General features: G+C 66.4%; 19 protein-coding genes. 3 read left to right on the top strand and 16 right to left on the bottom strand.

Going from position 1 to position 21,543, the window contains the following annotated elements; genetic code table 11:
* Positions 1-14 precede the first annotated feature (14 nt).
* The 11 genes from L1081_RS28660 to L1081_RS28610 all read right to left on the bottom strand — a co-directional run bounded on the left by L1081_RS28660 (position 15) and on the right by L1081_RS28610 (position 11,966).
* Positions 15-1,970: a type IV secretory system conjugative DNA transfer family protein gene (locus L1081_RS28660; RefSeq protein ID WP_489416889.1), complete on the bottom strand. Its 1,956-nt coding sequence runs from the start codon at positions 1,968-1,970 to the stop codon at positions 15-17.
* On the bottom strand, positions 1,936-3,090 hold the full coding sequence (gene virB11 / locus L1081_RS28655; protein WP_489416888.1) for a P-type DNA transfer ATPase VirB11: 1,155 nt from the start codon (positions 3,088-3,090) through the stop codon (positions 1,936-1,938). The genes L1081_RS28660 and virB11 overlap by 35 nt, the downstream gene beginning before the upstream one ends.
* Entirely contained in the window at positions 3,059-4,396 is a 1,338-nt protein-coding gene (virB10, locus tag L1081_RS28650; protein WP_489416887.1) for a type IV secretion system protein VirB10, read from the bottom strand. Before virB10 ends, virB11 begins: the two co-directional genes overlap by 32 nt.
* Positions 4,393-5,235, bottom strand: a complete 843-nt coding sequence (locus L1081_RS28645) for a TrbG/VirB9 family P-type conjugative transfer protein (RefSeq protein ID WP_489416886.1) — start codon at positions 5,233-5,235, stop codon at positions 4,393-4,395. The genes virB10 and L1081_RS28645 overlap by 4 nt, the downstream gene beginning before the upstream one ends.
* Complete coding sequence (locus tag L1081_RS28640) at positions 5,232-5,954, bottom strand: VirB8/TrbF family protein (protein ID WP_489416885.1); 723 nt, start codon at positions 5,952-5,954, stop codon at positions 5,232-5,234. The genes L1081_RS28645 and L1081_RS28640 overlap by 4 nt, the downstream gene beginning before the upstream one ends.
* Positions 5,955-6,108: 154 nt before the next feature.
* Positions 6,109-7,161, bottom strand: a complete 1,053-nt coding sequence (locus L1081_RS28635; protein WP_489416884.1) for a type IV secretion system protein — start codon at positions 7,159-7,161, stop codon at positions 6,109-6,111.
* A gap of 277 nt (positions 7,162-7,438) precedes the next feature.
* Positions 7,439-8,173 carry a type IV secretion system protein gene (locus L1081_RS28630; protein WP_489416883.1) on the bottom strand — a complete coding sequence of 245 codons (735 nt, stop codon included), beginning with the start codon at positions 8,171-8,173 and terminating at the stop codon, positions 7,439-7,441.
* Positions 8,166-10,673 (bottom strand): VirB4 family type IV secretion/conjugal transfer ATPase, encoded by a 2,508-nt coding sequence (locus L1081_RS28625; RefSeq protein ID WP_489416882.1) that lies wholly within the window; start codon positions 10,671-10,673, stop codon positions 8,166-8,168. Before L1081_RS28625 ends, L1081_RS28630 begins: the two co-directional genes overlap by 8 nt.
* A gap of 14 nt (positions 10,674-10,687) precedes the next feature.
* On the bottom strand, positions 10,688-11,056 hold the full coding sequence (locus tag L1081_RS28620; protein WP_021004704.1) for a VirB3 family type IV secretion system protein: 369 nt from the start codon (positions 11,054-11,056) through the stop codon (positions 10,688-10,690).
* A 12-nt stretch (positions 11,057-11,068) separates the two neighbouring features.
* Positions 11,069-11,401, bottom strand: a complete 333-nt coding sequence (locus tag L1081_RS28615) for a TrbC/VirB2 family protein (protein ID WP_489416881.1) — start codon at positions 11,399-11,401, stop codon at positions 11,069-11,071.
* Between the two features lie 4 nt (positions 11,402-11,405).
* On the bottom strand, positions 11,406-11,966 hold the full coding sequence (locus L1081_RS28610) for a hypothetical protein (RefSeq protein ID WP_489416880.1): 561 nt from the start codon (positions 11,964-11,966) through the stop codon (positions 11,406-11,408).
* 237 nt (positions 11,967-12,203) lie between these two features.
* Here L1081_RS28610 and L1081_RS28605 point away from each other — a divergent pair, with 237 nt between their 5' ends.
* Together L1081_RS28605 and L1081_RS28600 are read left to right on the top strand one after the other, a co-directional pair.
* Positions 12,204-12,992 (top strand): AAA family ATPase, encoded by a 789-nt coding sequence (locus L1081_RS28605; protein WP_489416879.1) that lies wholly within the window; start codon positions 12,204-12,206, stop codon positions 12,990-12,992.
* Positions 12,989-13,888, top strand: a complete 900-nt coding sequence (locus L1081_RS28600; RefSeq protein ID WP_489416878.1) for a ParB/RepB/Spo0J family partition protein — start codon at positions 12,989-12,991, stop codon at positions 13,886-13,888. The genes L1081_RS28605 and L1081_RS28600 overlap by 4 nt, the downstream gene beginning before the upstream one ends.
* Before the next feature lie 54 nt (positions 13,889-13,942).
* On the opposite strand, the gene L1081_RS28595 is transcribed toward L1081_RS28600, so the two are convergent.
* Positions 13,943-14,956, bottom strand: coding sequence for a helix-turn-helix domain-containing protein (locus L1081_RS28595; RefSeq protein WP_489416877.1), 1,014 nt, complete (start codon positions 14,954-14,956; stop codon positions 13,943-13,945).
* A gap of 218 nt (positions 14,957-15,174) precedes the next feature.
* On the opposite strand from L1081_RS28595, the gene L1081_RS28590 reads away from it, so the two are divergent.
* Positions 15,175-15,882, top strand: a complete 708-nt coding sequence (locus tag L1081_RS28590) for an autoinducer binding domain-containing protein (protein WP_489416876.1) — start codon at positions 15,175-15,177, stop codon at positions 15,880-15,882.
* Here L1081_RS28590 and L1081_RS28585 read toward each other — a convergent pair.
* The 4 genes from L1081_RS28585 to L1081_RS28570 form a co-directional block, all read right to left on the bottom strand.
* Entirely contained in the window at positions 15,859-16,521 is a 663-nt protein-coding gene (locus L1081_RS28585) for an acyl-homoserine-lactone synthase (protein WP_489416875.1), read from the bottom strand. The two genes, L1081_RS28590 and L1081_RS28585, sit on opposite strands and share 24 nt — an antisense overlap.
* 184 nt (positions 16,522-16,705) lie before the next feature.
* Positions 16,706-17,569: an EamA family transporter gene (locus L1081_RS28580; RefSeq protein ID WP_489416874.1), complete on the bottom strand. Its 864-nt coding sequence runs from the start codon at positions 17,567-17,569 to the stop codon at positions 16,706-16,708.
* Positions 17,562-19,760 carry an aminodeoxychorismate synthase component I gene (gene pabB, locus L1081_RS28575; RefSeq protein WP_489416873.1) on the bottom strand — a complete coding sequence of 733 codons (2,199 nt, stop codon included), beginning with the start codon at positions 19,758-19,760 and terminating at the stop codon, positions 17,562-17,564. Before pabB ends, L1081_RS28580 begins: the two co-directional genes overlap by 8 nt.
* A 1,332-nt stretch (positions 19,761-21,092) precedes the next feature.
* Entirely contained in the window at positions 21,093-21,368 is a 276-nt protein-coding gene (locus L1081_RS28570; RefSeq protein ID WP_489416872.1) for a hypothetical protein, read from the bottom strand.
* Positions 21,369-21,543: the final 175 nt, after the last annotated feature.

The raw sequence follows: 21,543 nt of genomic DNA, 5'->3' as shown, positions 1-21,543 counted from the left end.
GGTTCGATGTGGCATCAGTCGAGGATTCGCACCATGAACTCATCGGCGTGGCGCTTCATGTCTTCGTCGCTGAGCTTCTCGGTGGGAATCTCCACGTCGTCGAAGTCGAACGAGAAATCGTCCAGCTTCAAGTCGTCGTTCAATACATCGCCGGCCACGGTACCGGTCTGCCTGGCTGTCAGCGCGGCACCACCGTCCTGAGGCGTGGCGTTGGAGATCGATCCGGGACCCGTGCGGGGCGTGTCTCTCCTGTCATCGGGCGTTGCCGCCGGCGTGGTCGCGGCGACGCCGCCGGACTTGTCGACGTTCAGCTTCGGCACCGGTGGTGGCGGCAGTTCGCGTGGGGCAAAAAGCCTGTCGCGAAAGTAGAGGATCCGGTGCGCCAGCACCGGCCGCAGGCCTTCGTAGAACAGGATCATCCGCTCCGGCCCCAGTTCCTTGACCTCCTGGGGCAGCAGCAGACGGCGCGGCTGCTCGCTGATGCTCACGGTCGGCTCCTTGTTCGCCCCGCCCCACATCGGGCGGCTGACGTTCTTCTGTTGGACGGTGTAGGTCCCCAACTCGCGCGAGATGGCCTCGGCGTCCTCGTACTCCTTGGGCGGGAACACGATGCGTGCGGCAAGCATCTTTCGGATCGATTTGGCGCCCTCGATACCGTACTTCTCAATCAGCTGCGAATTGGACTGGACGATGACCACGGTGCGCACGTTATAGCCGGGCAGGAAGGCTGTGGAGTCGGCGATGACGGGGATGCGCCCGAGCGCCGGAAATTCGTCGAGCATCAGGAGCACCTGGTGGCGAAGTTGCGGATTGTTCTCGGGGAGTTCTCGTGTTTGCAGACCGATCGCCTGCTGGAAGAACAGGTTCAGCAGCGGCTGCAGCCGGGCGATGTTGTCGGGGTTGATCTGCACATAGATCGAGATCGGGTGCTTGCGCAGTTCCCTCAAGTCGAAGTCGTTGGCCGAGGTGGCCGCATCGATCATCGGATTGAGCCACAGATCCAGGCGGCTGGTGAAGGTCTTGCGGATGCTGGAGGCCGTGGTCGGCGCCAGGTCGATCACATCGTAGAGGCTCTGCACCGCTTCCTGCGACAAGGGGTACCCGGCGCGCTCGCAGGCGTCGATCACGCGCTTCCAGTGCTTCTGAAAGCCCTCGGCATCGCTGGCCATGCCCTGGCGCAGGACCTCGCCCAAGGTGCGCGTGGCACCCTTGGTCTCGAAGAGATAGAGGGAGATGCCGAGGAACAGAGATCTGGCCGATGAGGTCCAGAACGGGTCGCCGGCCTGTGGATCGGGAAAGAGCATCGTGCCGATGCGCTGCAGATCGTCGATACACCGGTAGGGCGTCTCGGAGACGTAGCCGAGCGGGTTCCAGCGTGCCGAGCGCTCGCTCTCGGACAAGGGATCGAACAGATGCACCTGCTGCCCATGGGCCGCACGGAAGCCGGCGGTGCGCGTGAAGTTCTCGCCCTTGATGTCGCTGACGATGGCCGAGCCGGGCCAGTTCAGCAGATTGGGGATGACCACGCCGATGCCCTTGCCACTGCGCGGCGGCGCCTCGAGTGCGACGCCCTGCTGGCCGGGAAGCACCAGGTAGCGATTGCCGAGCCGCCCGAGGATGATGCCGTGCTCGTTTAGGAGGCCCGATCGCGCGATCTCGCGACGGCTTGCGAATCGGGCATCGCCATGCAGCGGCCGGCGGCGAGGCAGCATGGCAATTCCGACCAAACCGAGCATCAGCCCCTGGGAGCCGGCCAGCGACGCAATGAGGACACGGCGCACGTCCGGCCGCTCGCCGTAGGCCTGCCAGTACTCGTGTAGGGTCAGCAGCGTGGCGCGCTGTGGCGGAAGATTCATCGCGATCAGGAAAGCTTGGCCGGCGACGTACATGCCGACCAGCGCCGCCACCAGCAGCGCGACCGCGATTCTGAAGGGGCTAGGCAAGCCTTCGGATCTTGGTGCCAGGGTCATACCAGATCTCCTGCACGATGCGCCGCAGCAGGCCGTCCCGGCGCTCTCGCGCGCACTGCACCACGATGTCCACGCTCATCTGCGCCAATTCCACGCCGTCACGCGTGGTCATGCCGTGGCCCGCCTGACTGCGCTTCATCAACTGCGCCAGCGCGACGAAGGCCATCTCCGCGCTGTCGGCGTGCACGCTGGTGATCGAGCCTGGGTGGCCGGTGTTCACGGACACCAGATAGTCGTAAACCTCCTCGCCGGTGCGAAGCTCGGACACGAACACCCGGTCGGGGCGTTGCCGCTTGGCGCTGGCGAGCAGTTGGCCAGGCGTGACCTCGGCCTGCCCCTGGGCGCCTTGCGAGTAGAAGAGCCTCACGTGGTTGGGCTGGTTGCGCAGCGACAGCTCCTTCACGTCCTCGATGGTGATCAGGCGGTCCTCGGACGGCACCTCGAGGATCAGCGCCTTGCCGACCGTGGTCTTGCCGGACCCGGTGGCGCCGGACAGTAGGATGTTCTTGCGAAACCGGACGGCGCGTCGCAGGAAGGGCACGAATTGCCGGCGTGCGAGGAGTTCTGTCAGCTCCCGGTCTTCGGGTGACAGGGACGCCAGTTCAGATTGGCGCGCCGGAGTCGCGGGAGCACTGGACGTGGTCTCGAAGATGTGCAAATTCCCCAGCTCTTCGAGGGTCCAGAGCGTGTTCGAGGGACGCCGGATCGTGATCGAGACGGTCTGGTCCAGGGTCGCAGGCGGCAGCACGATCTGGATTCTCTCGCCGCCCGGGAGCGTGGCGGACAGGAGCGGCTCGTTGGCCGAAATGCGCTGTCGCGTGAAGTTGGCCACGAGCTTGGCGATGGACATGCACCAGTCGAAGTTCGCGAACGGCAACGCCTCGCGTGTCCAGCCGGACTGCCGTTCCACGAAGGCTGCACCGGGCTCGTTGATGCAGATCTCGGTCACCGCGGGATCATCCAATAAGCTGCCGAGCGGACCGAGAAAGAGAGCAAGCGACGATGGCGACTCAGCGGAGGCTGCGTCACGCGCGTGCGCCCGCGCCCGCGCCGGCTGCCAGTCGCCTGCGGCGGCGCCGGGCTCGCCATCAAGGGATGGCCGGTTCGGTTCGAAGCGCATAGACGCTCCTGAAATCCACATCGCGGGCGACCAGGATCTGGATCCGCTCGCCCTGGTTCTTGATCACGGTCGGCGGAATCGACACGGTGTTGCGTAGGACCTCCGTGATGACGTCGCGGCTGCCCTGCGGGCCGATCACCACGCCGCCGCCGCTGCCGACAGAGGTGCTGTTTTGCTGATGGGCGGCGATCGTCTGCATCGTGCCGTCGATCACCGAGATCAGGACCGCGGCACCGAAGCGATCCCAGAAATGGGTGTCGACGAAGCCGGGGAGGCCGCTGCGTCCCAATTCGTCGGTGCCCGGAGAAGCCAACTGGACCACGACGCCGGTCGGCGTGCGCGCCTCGTTCCAGACGATGAAGACGCGGCCCTGTCCTTGTCGCGGCGTTCCACGCTGTTCGCCGACGTACTTGGTGCCACGCTCCAGCAGCACGACCTTGCCGTCTGCCCCGTAGACGTCGCTCGCGCCGATGCAGGTGGCCATGCCCTCATAGGTGGAATCGATGGCGGTTTCCAGCGTGCAATCGACGAACGCGCCTTTGGGCAAAAGCATGCGCCGTGTCGGCAGGGTCTGGGCGACGACCGCCGGGGTCGGCGTGGGCCGAAGGCTGGCGGCGAGCTGACTGCCGCCGGGTGCCGCCGAACCGGCGTGGGGCGGCTGCAGCGTACCGATCAGCTGGGCCATGCTTGGCACGCCGCCGGCAGGCAGCATCGTCGGATCCGCGAACGCGTGCGGCGTCGTGGCGCTGTGCGCCTGTGCGGCTTGGGCACGCCGAAGCACCGGGGCGCCCAGCTGTCGTTCCAATGCGATCTGCTCGGGTGTCTTCTGCGGCGGTCCCGTGTTGGCGCCGTTTGCCGACGGTGGCGGCGGGGAGGGAGGGGCGGCGGTCGCTGCTGCTTCCGGCATCGCTCTGGGCGGATCGATGCGGCCGAGCGGCGGAACCTTCATCTCGCCGCCGGCGCGCGCAGCCGCCGCCTTTCTCGCAGCCTCTTCGGCCTCCTGGGTCTTGGCATACTGGGTGTTGTAGTACCAGAACAGGAATCCGGCGCCCAGCAGCATGATCGCTGTCAGCGCCAGGAACCCGCTGATGCGCGACTGGATGGAGCGCTCGCGATTGACCGATGGAATGGCGCGCTCGCCCTGGATCGTCGGGCGCTCTTCGGCGGCCCGGAACGTCCCGCCTCCCGGGGCCGCGGCTCGCTGCGCTGCCAGGATCTCCCCGGTGTCCGGGTCGATCTCGGGCGCGTCGCCCTGCTCCTGGGGATCGGTCCGGGACGCGCGACGGGGCTCGCTCATCCAGGTCATGGCCCATCTCCTGCAGTGATGCGCCGCACACCTGTTGCGCTGGTGTTGGTGGGGGTGCGCGCGCCGCCGCCGACGAAGGACCGGTTGATCACGCAACCGACCAGTCCGCCTCGCCGCAGCACAATGCGGTGCGCCACGCGGTGAATCACTACCTCGTCCGCGTCGACGTTGAAGTTCAACAGCGATTCGGAACCGTCGTCGTTCTGGACGAGCATCGCCGGGAAGTCGGAGCGCGCGTGGAAACGCAGACGCGTTTGCGCCCCGTCGTCATGGGCGCTCACGGGCTTGAGCGAATCGCTCCCGCAGAACCAGTAGTCGGAGTTGCGTGGCCGATCGGTCGCCCCTTCGCTCATGCGCGCCTCGGCCCGGCTCCGCTCCTGATCCTCGGCTGCCTTTCGGGCCTCGTCTTCTGGGTAGGTGAAACGTATCGAATACACCATGCGCCTGGTGGCAGCGCCTATCGGCGTGATGGAGGAGACGGTGTAGTCGAAATGATAGGTCCGCCAGTTCGTGAGGACAGTGAAGTTGGTCGCGGCGCGCGCTTCCTTGGGCTTGATGAAGAAGTGGTTGCGCTCGGCGCCGATGTCGAAGGCGCCGTTGTCGCCGGAGCCGAGATTCACGAACTCCTCGCCTTCGGCAAACTGCAGATGGATCTGGTAGCCCACGTACCCCTGCAAGCTGATGACGTCTGCCGGGTTGTAGGCGATCACCCGTACCCGGGCATCGACCTTGCCGGCAGCCGGCACGGTCGCGGCTCGGCCGTACGGCGCGGCAAGCGCCAGACTTGCCGCCAGTCCGATCGCCAGCGGAAAGCTGCGGTGCACGCGCCCGGGCTTCATCGTGCATCCTGCCTGCCGGGTGCAACGCCGGCCGGGGCGACCTCGGGCTCGCGGCGGTATTCGACGACGCGAAAGCCCAGCGGGTTGAGCGAACGCATCTTGTTGTCCGCAGATGGCGGGACATAGGCGAACTCGATCGTGGAAACCCAGTGGCTGGTCTGCTCCTCCCCGGTGCCGCCTGCGCGCGTCGAGCGGCTGAAGCGGACCTGTGCCAGCTTGTCTCTCCCGCTCTCCAGCTTGAGGAAGGTGATCGATCGCACCTGTGCGCGGATGGAAGTGCCGTCCTTGTAGACATTCAGAGGTGAGGCCGGGTTGTCGGCCGGCCACAAAGTCGCCCACTCCTGGTTGAGACGAGGCGAGTTTTGCGAGGCGACCAATTCGTAGTCCGCTTCCGCGGTGCCGTAGAAATAACGCTCGCGCGCAATCACGTAGTTCTGCAGCAGGTTGCGTGTCACGACCTGCTCGATGTCGGTCGTGCCTTCGTAGGTGGGAACGATGTCGACGATGCCACTGCTGCTGTCGACCCGGATGAGAACGGGGACTGGCTCCTTCAGCGGCGTGAGCCCGCTGACGGCGGCGACGGCGAGAACCGCGATCAATGCCGCCGATGTAGCTACGGCCCAGGCGATCCTGGTCGATCGCTCCGCCCGACGTGCACGGTCGAGTTCCCAGCTCTGGGCTTCGTTCAGGTAATTCTCAAGGGAGGCGTCCCGGCGCATTGACTGCTCCTGATGGGGAAACACCGCCCGAGACGTTGATCGGTGTGAGTGGCCCTTCGCAGTCCGGCGGTGCGGGTGGGCGAGTGCCGCATGCCGCCAGAAAAAGGGTAAGCAGAGAAAGGATGATCGAGGGCTTCATCTGCACACTCCACCGCTAGCGACTGCGCGAGAGGCTCGGCATGACCTGCTCTCTGGAAAGCACGGTACCACCGCGACGCGAGCTACCGATTCCTCTGAAGGAAGCTACGCCCGTGCCGACGCGGTTACCCGCCAAGCGGCGGAACGAATCCCAGCGACTGCCAGGCTCTCGCCGCAGGCCGTCCAGCACGCCGCGTCCGAACTCATAGCTGGAGCGCTTGGCGCCGCCCATTGCCCAGCTGATAAAGCCGCTGATTGCGTTGAACGAACTCAATGCAATTCCGCTTGCCAACCCTGCAGCGATAGACATTACTTGGCGCATTATCAAAAACACCAATGCCGAGGCGATGCACACTCTGGCGCCCTCAGCAATCGTGATCGCGCCGCCAAGCGAGGCCGTGTTCTCGGTGTATGACCGAAGAACGCTCAGCAAAAGGGCTGCTGCCAGCGTTGCAAGAATGGTGACAAGGGCGTAGTTGGTGAGTTGCGCTACCCAAGCTTCAAAGAAGCGCTTGGTAGCCTCAAAGAAAAGAAGCACGATAAAGATCGGCCCTAGTGCGAGGATCAACGCGATGGCGACTTTCGAAAGAGCCAACAGGAACGCGGTAGCGACGACGGTTAAACCAACGAGTAGATAGACGAGAAAACCCGCGAGATAGTACGCAAAGTTTGCGTTGAGGACACTTCCCTTGCTCAGCAACTGCTCCGCTGTCAAGTTCCCGTCGATCCAGATTTGGTCGACCACAGACACAGTTGACGAAGATCCCAGAATAGCGGCAGCGAGTTGGTCAGGCCCGTGGGTGAAGGTGTCGACGGCGACGTCGTTGTACGTCCAGAGCCGCAGGGCAATGCCGAGCAAGATACCGATGACAACGATTCGTTTGACACCTTCCCAGATCGGCTCTTGAATCCGACCGGTAAGCGAGAGATACCCCCACACCATTACGTAGATGGTCGCGAGCGTCACGGCTACCGGCTCGATTGCGGAAGCAACCCGAGCAGCATTCGCACTCACATAGACCGCCAATTGTCCGTTGAGCCAAGTGAAAAACTGTTCGAAGAAGCCCATATGACCTCGAGTACCAACTACCGTCGCGAAGCCGACTGTTGTGGAACCGGCTTCAGATCCCTGATGCTGCCGATGCCATTCAAGATTTCATGCTCTACCTCCTCGTTCCGGGGCGCCGATGGCGCTGCATTCTCAGGAGCGGGCACACTGAGAGGTACTGATTGCCCAACCACGGGACGACTGATGCAGTAGTACGCTCCGACGCACGCTGCCGCAATGACGGCACTGAGCGCCACACAAGCCGATTTGCTCTTGAACATCTCCCTCTTCTCCTGATTTAATAATTCACGGCAGATAAGGTTCTCACGGTGCCTACGTCCGTGGCTGAGCGTTCGCGGAGGCGCTGCTGCTGTGAAGCTTCTTCGGCTCTTGCAATTTGATAGAGACTCTGCAGCTTCGTCTGCTCGTTGGTGAGCATGTTCTGCTCGGCCTGGATCCTTGCCTGCAGGTCCTGGATCGCCTTGGGGTCCTGTGCGGACGCGATGCGATCGATCAGCAGTTGCAGGGCCGAGAAGCGCTGGCTGGTGTTCTGGTACGCGTTCTGGGTCATTCCGTTGAGCAGCGCTGCCGATTGCCGCCCTTGCTCGACGACCTGGCGCAACTCCGGACTGAGCCCCTCCAACTGCGTTCCCGAGAGAACGCTGTTGGCTTTCATGATCGACTGGACCTGGCTGGCCAGCCCGGCGTGGCTGGCCGACGAGCCGTTGAGCGTGCCCATCAGTACGCCATAGCTGGGAGGCAGGTAGTTGCGTGCGAGGTCCGAGGTCGGCAGCAACTGCTCCATGCCTCGGCTTCCCGTCATGGCGTTGTGGGTCTGGGTCAGCTGGTCTTTCGACTCCTTCAGTTGGTCGTACTGCTTCTGCATGCCGGAGATCTGCTGCTGCCAGTACATGACCTGCTGTATCAGGTTGGCGACGGCCGTGATGTCGATCACCGGGATGCCGGCTTTCGCGTGCAGCGGTGCGAGCGAAGCTGTGGCCGCGAGGAAGAGAGCAACAAGGAATCTACGCATGGGAGATCTCCTGGTGTGAGGATGAATGGGAAGGGTCGTTCGCAAGCGCCCTGCGGAAAGGGGGCAGCCATTGGGCGGGATCCGGTCCGCAGATCGCGATCAGTTCGCGCATGAGGCGGACGTTGCCGGTGCGCCCGGAGATGACGTGCAAGGCGTCGTCGAAGCCATGGAGATCGAGCTGTGCGACCACGCTGACATGGTTCTGCTTGATGAGGAACTGGCGAGAGCCAGGCTCGAGCTCCTGCTTGATGAGCGCGAACTCTCGGTCCGTCAGGTTGAAGCCCCGGGTGTATTCGTCGTAGTCCGCCTCCGGATTCGGAAACAGGATCTTCGTCGGCGTCTGCTCGACGATCGCACGCGCGATGCTGGAATCGAGCACATGGCTGGTGCTCTGGGTGAAGGTGGCGATGTTCGCGTTCTTCTTGCGCCAGGTCTCCAGGCCGTTCTTGGCGAACTTCGCGAAGGCCGGGTCACTCAGCAGCTTGGCGAATTCGTCCATCCAGCACACCAACGGGCGGCCGTCCACCATCCGGTTGACCAGGTGAAAGAGGTACAGGGTCAGTGGGGCGCGCACGACCTCGTTGTCCAGGAAGTCGGTCACGTCGAAGCCGACCAGGGTGTGCCGGGCAAGCAGCGGGGCCACCTCGTCGTGATCATTGTCGAAGACCCAGGCATAGTCGCCGTGTTCCGAGGCGCACCACTTCCGAAGGCGTGCATGCATCCCTTCTGGATCCGTGATATCGAGGAAGGCGGCGAGCCGGGACAGGCGCCGGAAAGAAGGCTCGAGCTTCAGGATGCCGCGCAGTGCCTGGTCGAGATCGTCCTCCTGACGGAGGGTCAGCGTCTCGCCCGGCGTGCGCATCACGAGGCGCCTGAGCCAGTGCCGCATGAACTCGACGTTGTCGGCGATCGAATCGTCGAGCTGCAGCGGATTGCAGCCGGTTGGTGTCCCGTTCTTGAGCGGGAGGTACTGCCCGCCCAGGGCCCGCACCAGGATATGCAGCCCTTCATCCTTGTCGAAGATGACCTGGGTGGCATCGAGGCGATTGCAGATCGCCACCATGCAGAAACCCAGCAGCGTGGTCTTGCCGGTCCCGACCGGTCCCACACCCGTGATGTGTCCGACGTCGCGGCGGCTGCCGCCGTCCGGGCTGCGCGGGTCGCTCGCGTGCAGCGAGAAGTAGTAGGGCGAGCCCGCGCGCGTGGTGAACATGGTCAGCGCATCGCCCCAGTAGTTGCCCGTCGCCCGGCCGGTCGGGAAATTGTGGAAGGGCGACATGGCAGCGAAGTTGCGGCTGGTGACGGGCGCCTTGCGGCTGCGGTAGCCGAAGTTTCCCGGCAGCTGCGCCCAGAAGGCCGCCTCCAGCGCGAGATCCTCGCGGGCCACGACCATTCCTGCGTCGCCCAGCAGGTAGCGGGCGCGGGCGATGCTGTCGTTGAGCTGCTTCAGACGGGGCCGGCCCTCGGACTCGCTGACGCCGTCGTAGGTGTCGGCGAGCACATGCAGGCTGAAGTGGTGGTCGCCCACCACGAAACGATTGCTCATCAGGTCGTCCAGCGCGTCCTGGAGCTCCTCCGCCTGCGAGACTGCCAGGTCACCGGCGGCGGCCATCCGGTGATGCTGGCGGCTCATCATGTCGGTGGCTGTGGCCTTGGCCAGGAAGGTGAAGCTTTGCGTGAGCACGAAGGGGAAGGGCGCGGTCAGCAGGGCGCTGAACATGCCCGGCGCCGTGGGCGTGGGGTACTCCTTGATGCCGAGGAAGGCCCCGATCCGGGTCTGGGTGCCCGTGCGGTATTCCATGGCCTCATTGCCGAAGAAGGGGCGGGTGGTGGCCAGGACCTCGTTGAGTGGCGAGTGCGGCAGGGGCATGCGCTGCCACTCCCCGTTGACGAGCAGGCCGTGGAATTCCACGAGGGAGGAAAAAAGCCCGTCGTTCCCTTGCAGCCGATAGATGCCCAGTGCTTCGGGGTCGTAGCGTTCAAGGGCGGCGAGCAGTTCCTGGCGCAGCTTGCTGCAGGCGTCTAGCGCATCGTGCAGTTCCGCCCGCGCACCCTCCGGGTCCGCGCGCTTGAACAGCCGCAATGCGGCATTGCCGATCCGGGTGGGCTGCGGCCGGAAGACGATCGACAGGTACAGTTCGTTGACCATCAGCCGCTCGCCAGCCATCTTGTGGCGATAGCGCTGCTCGATCTCGTCGGCGAAGCCGGGCGTCGTCTGCCCGGCCGGATAGGCCGCCTCGCGACGGCGGATCACGTGGGCCCAGAGCGCCAGGTTGGGCGACGCGATGTTGCGCAGCAGGACATTGAGGCGCTCATGCCAGCTGTTGATGTCCTCGTCGTCCGCGCTTTCGAAGCTCGTGCCGGCCAGGCGGAGCGTCTGCACATAGTCGCCGGCACGTGTCAGGGCCACATGCTCATCCACATGCGCCGAAAGCGGAATCATGGTCGCGGCGCCGGCTTCGCGGCGCAGCGTGTGCTCGGAGCGTGACAGCAGTTTCATGGCGCGGTACGGCGTCAGACCAAGGTCACGGGCGGCGTGCGCATGCGGCGGCGCCCCCGCCAGTCAGGCATGTTCAGCGCCAGGGGGCTGTACGAGTTCGCACGCCAGAACCGCAGGTTGCCGCCGAGCATGGCCGGCAGGCGCGTGCGGCCCCAGAGCTGCAGCAGGTCGAAGAAGCGCGGCTCGTACAGGCACACGAGGTAGAGCACGCCGTGGATCGGCACGAAGGCCAGCAGCCACGCGAGGCTCTTGGTCACGATGAACGACTCGGTCGTGACGACGATGTTGAACATCATGGCCGAGTAGGTGACGCCCCAGACCATCGAAGGCCGCGTCATGCCGACGAACAGGGGATCCGCGGCAATGCCCTGGTTGCGACTCATGGACTGCTCCCCTCAGACTCCGAACAGACCCCGGATCCAGGACACGATCTGCGGGCCGCCGAAGACCAGCACAGTGCCGATCACGACCGCGACCATCCACCACCAGCTCAGGCGCCCGAACCAGGCCATGGCACCGGAGACCATCACGGCGACTGCGGCCAGCGGCGTCAGGATGGCGACGAGCTGTTGTTGGGTCGCGTTCGCACCGGTCGCGAACGGGCTGCCCGCCCAGGCGACTTCGGCAGGGGCGGCGGCGATGAGCCACGTGATGAGCAGCCATCCGATCCATTTGACACGGATGCCGGCTGCCGCTGCGGGCCGGATGTCGATCGAGCATGCGGTCATGGCGTTACTCCGTTGGGCCGGGGGCTGATCCCGCGGGCACTTGCCCAGGCGGGGACGCAGGAGAAAGTGAAGCAGGCGGCTCAATGCGCCGACCGCTGCCGTAGACGTCCCACCACGGTGCTGGTGCCGCGCGCTTGCCAGCGGCGGAAGCCTGCTTGGCGGCCTGAACGGCCATGGGCCTGACCGCCGTAGTCTGGGCGGCGGCATGAGAGGCCGAAGCGATCTCCCGCCGGATGGCCGCGATGTCGCCGAGCGTGCGGACGCGCTGTTCCTCGGCCTCTGTCGCTGCCTTCAGGTCGGATGCGGCGAGCCGCTCGGCCTTGCGGCGCATGAGACCTTCCAATTGCGCTTCCGACTTCTTGAGCTCCTCGCGAAGGATCTCGATGCGGTCGTTGTCGCGCGCCGCCTGCTGCTGTGGTCCGACGCCCTGCGATGCGCTGGGCTCCGCCTGGGCCCACAGGGGGCGCGCGTGCGCCATCAAGCCGGCGAACATGAGCATGGAAAGCCAGGCTGAGCGTCGGCCTTCATCGGTCGCATGCTCGCGTTGAGTGTCGTTTGCTTGCATGGGGCGCAATGTCCGCCTCTGCCCGTGCGTGTGTCGACTATTGTTTTTGACAGTGGTGTCGCAAAGCGCGAGGCGGCGATATTTCGTGAGCGACGCGGCAGGGCGGTTCGATCGTCGGCCAGTGAGGCGGCTCCGCCCATCTGCGGGGCCCTGTTGCAAGTTGCAGCGGCAGCCCGCGAGGCGCGCCGTTCGGGTGTGATGGACGCGCGTCCCGCGCCGAGGCCTGAGGAGCAAGTCATGGGCAACGTGGTCATCTTCGGCAACCAGAAGGGCGGCGTCGGCAAGTCCACGCTGGCGGTGCTGTACGCATGCTGGCTGGCCGATGTGCGACGTCGGTCGGTGTGCGTGATCGATCTGGACGCGCAGGCGAACAGCTCGAAATCGCTGAACCGGTCCTCGGCGATCGCCGAAGCGGTGGAACTGTTCGGTCCGGATCTGGGCCCGATCGCCCCGCCGCGCGAGCGGACCATTGCGCTGGCGGCGGGCAGCAGAAAGCTGGCCGACGTCGAACTCGCGAGGGCGGACCTCGTGATTCCTTTGTTCCGCGGGAATGTAAGGCGCCTGGCGCAAGATTTCGACGCGGTCGTGATCGACACGCCCCCGGCGCTGGGCTTGCGCATGAGCGCGGCGCTGATTGCCGGCCATGCGGTGGCCTGTCCGATCGAGCTGGAGGAGTACAGCATCGACGGCGTCGCCGACATGCTCCGGACCGTCTTCGGGGTCAGGCGGCGCTACAACCCGCAGCTGCGGATGGCGGCCATCGTGCTGAACCGGTTCAATCCGCATTCGCTGCGGCAGAAGGCCGCGATGCAGGACCTGGCGTTGAACTTCCGGGAGTTCGTGATACCGGCGCGGATCTCGACCCGTTCGGCCATTCCCGAGGCGCTGGCCGCGGGGGTGCCCGTGTGGCGGCTGCCCAAGAGCGCGGCACGCGAGGCGAGCCTCGAGGTGATGCGGGTGTTCGAGTTGCTGCAGCAACGCATCGACGGCTCGAACGCGTCGATGCCGGCGGATACGCAGGCATGAGGGTGCCCGACGGCCTGGACCTGAGTGCGCTGTCGCAGTTCAGGGCGGCCGATCTGCTCACGGTCGAAGCCGCCCCTGCGGGCCCAGGCGCACCAACGCAGGTGGCCCTCGAACACATCGACTTCGACCCCGGCCAGCCGCGCCGTCGCATGCGGGGCGAACGCATCGAGGAACTCGCCGAATCGATCCGCGAGCATGGCGTGCTGGAGCCGGTGTCCCTGCGCTGCCATCCAGAGCACGCGGATCGGTACATCGTCAACCGCGGCGAGCGCAGGGTGCGCGCGGCGCGCCGGGCCGGCCTGTCCTGCGTTCCGGCGTTCGTGGACCCGCGGGACGATCCCTTCGCTCAGGCGGCGGAGAACCTGCACCGCGAGGACATGTCGCCGTTCGATCTGGCGACCTTCATCGCCGAGCGGGAAGGGGAAGGCCATTCGCGCGCCGAGATCGCGCGCCGGTTGGGCAAACCGCGCTCCTTCATCACCGAGGCCGCGCGGCTCAGCGACGCACCGCGGCAGTTGCGGGAAGCGGTGGAGGAAGGGCGGCTCGGCGCGGATGTGCGGGTGCTCTACCAGTTGGTGGCCGTCGCGCGAGATCGCCCGCAGGAACTCCAGGAACTGATCGCGCGGGGCGACCCGATCGGACGTGTCCAGACCAGGAGCCGCCCGCAATCGCCCGAGCCCGTCGGCGGCTCGGCGGCGCCGACGCCCGGAAACGGGATCCCGAGGATCATCAGCGGCGGCCGTACGGTGCTGGTGGTCGAGCATGGAGGACGGCGCGGGTCCTTGCGCATCAAGGCGAAGGACGGCAACGTCGGCGAAGTCCGCTTCGGCGATGGCACGCGCGCCATGCTGCCGCTGGCGGACTTGCGGCTGGTGTGCTGGGCCACGGAGGAATAGCAATGCCGGCGTTGGCCGGCGCGGCTCGACACCCGGTGGCGGGACAAGGTCCTGCTAGGCCGCGCCGGCAGCTTTCATCGCCGTGTGGCGGCGCCGGTATTCGCGCGGCGTCATCTGCAGGTCGCGAACGAAGGCTCTTCGCATCACCTCCTGTGATCCGTAGCCGCACTGCGCGGCGACGGCCTTGAGGGGGCGCGTGCTCGTCTCGAGCAGGCGACGGGCGGTGTCGAGGCGGATCTGCTGCACGCCACGCCCGGGCGAGAGACCCGTCGCGCGTTCGTAGAAACGCGCGAAGGAGCGCGTGGACATGTGGACCTCCTGTGCCAATCGGGCGACGCTGAGCTTCTCTTGCAGATGTGCCGCGATCCACTGGTGCAGCACGCCGATCCGCGCGTCGGGCGCGGGCGGCTCGAGCGGCAAGCGGCGACGGCGCAGCATGCCGCAGCGACGGCTGCGCGGTCCGGGCAGGCGGGAGGCAAGTGTCTCGACAAACGCGGCGCCCCGGTCCTCTTCGATCCAGGACAGCGCCAGATCGGCGCCCTGGCCCGGTTCGATGACGCGCCAGCTGCGCGTTCTCATGCCGGCCGCGAACAGGTCCGGTCCCTGCCCGCCACAGCGCAGCGCCGGCGGCGCGGCACGCCCCTGTCGCCGCACGATGCGGGCCTCCGGCGCTGGCGGCAGCAATGCCTGCGCGCCCAGCACGGCGCAGCGGTTCAGACGCCGTCGGTTCCTCGAGAGCCATTCGCGCAGGCGCTGCGCGCCTGCCGCCTCGGCCGCGCCCGGAACGGGTTCGCCGCTGATGAAGAGCGTGCTCGCCCGCCCGACGAGCCGGTGCGGCAATGTACCCGTCGACAGTGCCACACCGCTTGAACTCAGGGTTTGGCCGCCCGCGGCAGAGGCCAGCCGCACATCGTAGCCGGCGAGCTTGTTGCGCGTCCGGCGAAAGGAGGCATTGGCGGCCTTGAAGACCGCGAGCATGCGGATGACGTCGAGAAGAAGGAAGCCGGGAAGCAGCAGCAGCCAGACCTTGTGCATCGTGAGAAGCCAACGTAGGGGGTCGATTTCCAATCTCCCGACCCTGGGCCGCACCGCGCCAGTGCGCGAAGGCAGGCTCGCGAAATTGGCAGAAATGGTGGTGAATTTTGCCTCCGGGCACCGCAAGGCGCTCCTAAACTGTCGCACCCTTGCCTCCATCACGCGCTGAACGACGGCCACGCGCACGCCGCGGGAGCGTGGACCGCGCCCGCGAAAAAGGTGGGGGTGCCGACGACGCAGGAAGTGCACCTATGAACGAGTGGACCCAAGATGTTCTCGGTCGGTTGAACGAGGCCAGCGAACCATCCCAGGTGCTCGCGCAGGTCAGCGTGGCAGCCAGGCACCTCGGCTTTGAGCACTGCGCCTACGGGCTGCGCACCCTCGTGCCCTTCACCCGGCCGAAGACTTTGATTTTCAGCACCTACGATGAGCGATGGAGCCGCCGGTACATCAGTGCGGGATATCTCCAGGTGGATCCCACCGTCGCCCACGGCGTGCACAGCGGGGCGCCCGTGGTCTGGAGCAACGAAGTCTTCCGGGACGCGCCGCAGATGTGGGACGAGGCGCGCTCTTTCGGCCTGCGCGTCGGCTGGGCGCAATCGGTCTTCGAGCCCGACGCGCGGGTCGGCATGCTGTCGCTTGCCCGCTCGGGCGAACCGCTGACGGCCGCGGAGATGCGCGCCAAGGACCACTCGCTCCAGTGGCTGGTGAACAACGCCCACCGCACGTTCTGCCGCCTCCTGGGCGGCCCGCTCGCGGGGATTGAACCGCTGACGAAGCGGCAGGTGGAGGTGCTGCGCTGGACGGGCGACGGCAAGACGAGCGACGAAATCGCGGCCATCCTCTGCATCTCGAAGCCCACGGTCGATTTCCATCTGAGGAATGCAATGGCGAGATTGGGTGCTGCCACCAAGAGCTCGGCCGCGGCGTTCGCTTCACGTCTCGGGCTCCTGAACTGAATGGATGGCAGCGGCCCCTTCGCCCGCAGGCCGGCGGGCGACTCGGCCGATCCCGTCGGCGTGGCGGTCCCGGTGCGGACGCCAGTTCTTGTCCACGTCGATGAGGCATGCGAACAGAAGCTGGCCGTCGACCCGCACTGGCGGTGCTGCACGGTGCGCGGACAGGCCCGTGCGACGCAGGATGCGCTCGATGCCCAGAGGCGAGGCGCTGATGAGCCGTCGTCCGCCCTCCTTGGCGACGGTCCGCATCGCGGCGCTCAGCATGTCCAGCGCGAGCGACCATCCATGCGGATCCCCGCCCATCCCGAGCCGCGTGCCGTCGCCGGCGGCGAATCGCGACAGTTCCCAGATGTCGGGCGAGCACGGCGCCGGCGTGTCGCCGAGCAGCTGCGGGAAGACGCTGGCCAGAAGATAGGGCCGGTGCGTGGGCAACAGGCGGCTCGTGCCGACGATCTCGCCGTCCGGATTGCGTGCGATCAGATAGATGGTGTCCTTCCGGTCGAATTCGTCGAGTTCCAGCCGGCCGCGCGTATGGAGTTTCCAGCCCAGCTTCTCGACGAAAACCTCGTGCCGGTAGCGTGCCATGTCGAACAGCACGTCCGCCGAGAAAGAATCGATCGTTCCCGCAATGATCTCCATGAGGTCACCTCGCTGAATGAGGCCGCATTACAGCCTGATGACACACACCGGGGACACTGTCAGAGTTGATAGGGCTGGCGGTTCGAGGCCTTCGTTTTGGGGCGGTCGCCCTCGCAGACTGCTGTCGTGGGGCAGATCGGTTGTCGGGGCCGTCCCGCCGCAGGCGGGGGACCCGGCGGTTCGCTCACGGACGGCGCGCCGCCCGGATGGTGAAGGCACCGGCCGCGACAATCAGGATCACGCCGGCGGCGGCTTCGGGGCGCGGCATGTCGCCCCAGATCGCGTATCCCAACAGCAGGGCCCAGACGATCAGGCTGTAGCGAAAGGGCGTGACGACCGAGAGATCGACGCCGCGGCAGGCCACGATGAGCGCGTAGTTGCCCAGTGCCGCGCAACCCGCCGCCGCAGCGAGCATGCCGAGCTCGTGGCGCGTGAGCGGCGCCCAGCGTTCCACGAGACCCAGCAGCAGGCCTGCCAGGCATACGGCGAGCGTGGTCGCCACGGCGATGATCGACGACGGGACCGTGGCGGGAATGCGCCGCGTCACCAGGTCGCGCGCGGCGAGCGAGGCGGCACACAACAACGCGCAGGCGAGGCCGGCTGCAGGGACCTCGGACCGCGCGGACGGCTGGATCACCAGCAGGACGCCGGCGAATCCCGCCGCGGTGGCGAGCAGCCGGCCCCCATGCCAAGGCTCCCATCGCAGCGCCATCGCAGTGGCGGCAATCATCAGCGGCGCGGTCATCATGAGCGTGCTGACCGTGGCGAGCGGCGCGAGCGACAGGGCGATGACGGAACTGAGGGCGGTCGTGATCTCGAGCCCGCATCGCACGCCGACGATCGGCCGCAGTGCCGTGCGCCAGCCGGCGCGTGTCCCGCGGGCGAGGGCCAGGACAAAGAGGGTGGCGAAGGCGCCGCGCACGGCCAGGACCTGCCCGGGCGGGAGGCTCTGCGCTGCCAGCTTCACGAAAACATCGTTGAGCACGTAGCAGCCCATGGCCACCAGCATGAGCAGGATTCCGCGGCGGTTGGCCTGTGCGCTAGCCATTGCCGGACGCGGGCGGGGACGGCGCGGGGGTGGCCTGCGGGATCGCGGGCGCCGACGGCGGCTCCGGGAGCGGCGGAACGCCGGGATCGCCCGCGGCGCCGGCATCCGGCGCCGTCCCCGGCCGCGGACCGAGCGGTGCGCCGCAACGCCTGAGGACGTCCCACAGCGCCTGCGCCTTCAGAACGATCTCCTCGACCTCGGCGTCCGGATCGGACATGGCGACGATGGCGCCACCGGCGCCGATGGAGACGCGGCCATTGGCCGACACCAGGGTGCGGATCACGATGTTGAGCTGCGTCGCGCCATTGAGCGACAGATAGCCGATGCTGCCCGAGTAGATGCCGCGGGCCGCCGCCTCGAGTTCGTCCAGGATCTTCATCGTGCGCACTTTGGGCGCACCCGTCATGGAGCCGCCGGGGAGCGCGGCGCGGATGCAATCGACCGCTCCGAGGTCCGCGCGCAGCCGCCCCCGGATCGTGCTGACCAGCTGGTGCACGGTGGCATAGGTCTCGACCGCGAACAGGCTCGGCACGTGAACGCTGTCGATCTCGCAGACCCGGTTGAGGTCGTTGCGCAGCAGGTCGACGATCATCAGGTTCTCCGCGCGGGTCTTCTCGTCGGCGACCATGGCGTCCGCGATCGCCTGGTCTTCGGCCGGCGTCGCGCCGCGCGCCGCGGTGCCCTTGATGGGCTTCGATTCCACATCGCCGGCGCTGGAGATGTGCAGGAAGAGTTCGGGCGAGGCGCACAGCACGGCATAGCCGCCGAAGCGCAGGTAGGCCGCATAGGGGGCAGGGTTGTGCCTGCGCAGGATCCGGTAGATCTCCAGCGGACGGATGCGCCCTTCGCCGACCAGTTGGTTCGTGAGGCAGACCTCGTAGGTCTCGCCCTGCAGGATCTCGTGCTGGCAGCGCAGGATCAGCTCCCGGTAGATCGCCAGGTCGATCCGCCAGGCCAGTGGCTGCAGATCGCGGGCCGCGGCCGCGCTGTCGTCCGGCGCGGTCGCCTGTGCGCCTGCGAGCCGCGCGCGCATGGTCTGCATCCAGCGTCGATTCTCATTGGACGGCACGGCCTCATCCAGGCAGACGATCCAGACCTGTTGCTCGGCGTGGTCGAAGGCGAGGAAGCGGTCGGCGAGGATCCACATCGCGTCTGGGGTGTCCGCGTCGTGGGCATGCGTGCCGTCCAGCTCCCGCTTGAGCTCATAGCCGAAGTAGCCCACGAAGCCACAGGCGAAGTCGAAGGGAAGCGGGGGACCTGCAGGCGGCTGGCCCGGCAGGTGGTCGCGCAGGTAGTCGAAGATGCTCTCGTCGCGCACCTGGACGACGTCGCCCCGGCGCACCATCAGTTCGCGCGGTGCGGTGCGGTAGTTCAGCACCTGGGCGCGCGGGCCGCTCGCGTCGCCCATGAAGGAGAAGCGCGCCCGCCCGGGCTCGGCGAGGCTGCTGTCCAGCCAGAAAACGCAGTCGCGCTGCGCGAACGTTCCCATGAACACGGTCTCGGCATCGGCTGTGGTGTCGATGCACTCCGCATGCAGCGACAACGCCTGCGGACCTTCGAAGCGCAGCGGGGGTCCGAAGCGATTCTGTGCCTCGCGCCGGGGCGCCTGTGCGAGCCACTCCAGCGTCAGGTCTCTGAAGTTGCGCAGCAGCCGTGCGCCGAATTCGGTGCAGATCGACTCCGGATGGAACTGCACCCCCCACCAGGGCAGAGAGACGTGGCGCAGTCCCATCAATGTGCCGTCCGACGTCCAGGCGAGCGGCTCCAGGGATGAGGGCAGCTGCGTGACCGCGAGGGAGTGGTAGCGCACCGCCTCGAAACGGTCCGGAATGCCGGCGAAGAGATCGCGCTGCGCATGCGAGACGCGGTCCAGACGTCCGTGCATCGGTCGCACCGCCAGGTCGACCCGGGCGCCGCAGTGGTGGGCGATGGCTTGGTGGCCCAGGCAGACGCCGAGCACGGGCTTGCGCGAACGCTGCAGCGCGTCCGCCGAGATGCCGAGGTCGGCGCGCCGCTGCGGACGTCCGGGGCCCGGCGAGATCACGATGTTGTCGAAGTGCATGCGCTCGACCTCGTCCCAGTGCATTTCGTTGTTGCGCAGCACGATCGGGGGCTCGCCGTTGCAGGCCGCCAGGTACTGGTAGAGGTTGTAGGTGAACGAGTCGTAGTTGTCGATCAACAGCGTGCGCATGGAAGGCTCCTCGGCGGAAAGCGGGGCTGTGCATCGTTGAAGAATCAGGCGGATGTCGCCACTGCGCAATGTGCTAGTTGCGCAGGCCGGCAGCGCCTGTGCATGCAGCGCGCTCACTGCCCGGATGTCCGGTCGCTCGCATTTCCGCGGTGTTCCGGTCCGTGCCCCCGGGCTCTTGGAAGGGAAGGCGAGCGGCGAGGGCCTGCCGCTGGGCGGCGCCGTCGGCAGGCGCGACTCGGCGTGAGGACCCGCGATCCCGTGCAAGCGCGAGTTCCGATGGTCCGCCGCCTAAGCCCACGAGGGGCCGATGCGCAGCGGGCTCTGCGCTCGCCGGCCGCACGGCGCCGGTCTAGCGCGCGGGAGAGCCCGGGGTCATCCAGAGGACCACGGCATCCTTGCGCAAGACCAGCCGCCGCGAGACCGGCGTCGACGCGGCCGCTGGGGCCTTCTCCAGCACCGGGTGGACGCCGACGTGCGACAGGATGGTCACCTCCTTGAGCAGCCGGCCTGGGCCTTGTCTTCGAGGGGTTCGCATTGGATGGCTCCCGCCATCGTGCGCAGGGCCTGGCATGTCTCCGGAGACACCACCACGCTCACGCCCCGAAGATCGCCGATCCCGAGCGATCTCACCGTCGCCGCCGAAAGCGTGGAGAAACTGCTGGTCAGCATCGCGAGCAGCAGCAGGCTCAGAACGCCTGCCAGCGGCTCCGCCGGCACGCGGCTGTGCCAATGCTCGGCGCGTCTCGATGCGGACGGTCAAGGCGACATGTGCATGCGCGCAGGCTCAATGCCCGGCCGGGCTCACCGCAAATCGCTGTGCCAAGTCGTCCAGGCGCCTGTCCAAGGTCCACAGCTCGACCCCCGCTGTCATGAGCGTGGATGCCAGAAGAGTCAGGTTCGAGGAACCCGCACCCCAATCCGAACAGGCGTTCCGTCTCGATCAGGAGGAGCAGCTCCCGCAAGTTCGCCTACGGCATCTGCCGCAGGCCATCTATACGGCCGTTCGAGCGCTTCCAGCGGCAGCTGATGTGCGAGATGGCGAATCCGCGGGATGCAGCGGATGGCGAAGGTGGGTGCAGCGTGCGACGCGCGGAGCCAGGCGGGGCCTCGCTGCGATGGCTGGCACGTCCTCAACCCGCAGTCGAGGTCCATGAAGACCTACAAGGCAGCCATGATGGCCGGTCCGCTCGAGCTACAGAAGAAGGTCGAAGATTTCGACATTGGCCCAAGGGGCGATGAGTCCGAGCCGAGGAAGGCCAAGATGAGCGGATCTGTTTTGGGTTTCGGATTTGGGTTGCCAAAGATTGGCTCATGCAGCGGTTGCGCTCGAGGTCACATCAGGCGCAATCCTCGGGCGAATCGCATGGAGGTCTTCACGAAGTGGGGGACATCGTCCATCTTCGCGATTTCGGCGAGGCCGTCCTCCGTGATACGAATCACCGTTGCCACTTGGGATGCGGCGTATCGGGCGGTCGCCTTGAGCGTTGTGATCTCGGCTTCGATCAGACCAGTGGCCAGAAGCACCGACACATACCGGACTTCCCGACGGTCAGCAACTCGGACTGGAAGCTGCACACGCTGCAGCCTCATCAGGAACAAGAGGGGCATTCGACTCTCCGATTGCCGGCTCTTGCATTGCCAAAAATGCCGGCCGTTTTTGGTCGACAAAATTTAGCTTTGCAGACAGCTCGATTGCAACTGTCTCGTTATGATTTGAAATCAGTTCTGCCAAATCCATCACGATCTGATGAAGTGTCCGACCCACTTTTTCTTTCGGCGATGC

The sequence above is a fragment of the Variovorax sp. MSC1_012 genome (assembly GCF_023667525.1).
GTDB classification, from domain to species: domain Bacteria; phylum Pseudomonadota; class Gammaproteobacteria; order Burkholderiales; family Burkholderiaceae_C; genus Variovorax; species Variovorax beijingensis_B.
This window is presented reverse-complemented; position numbering and strand designations above follow the sequence as displayed.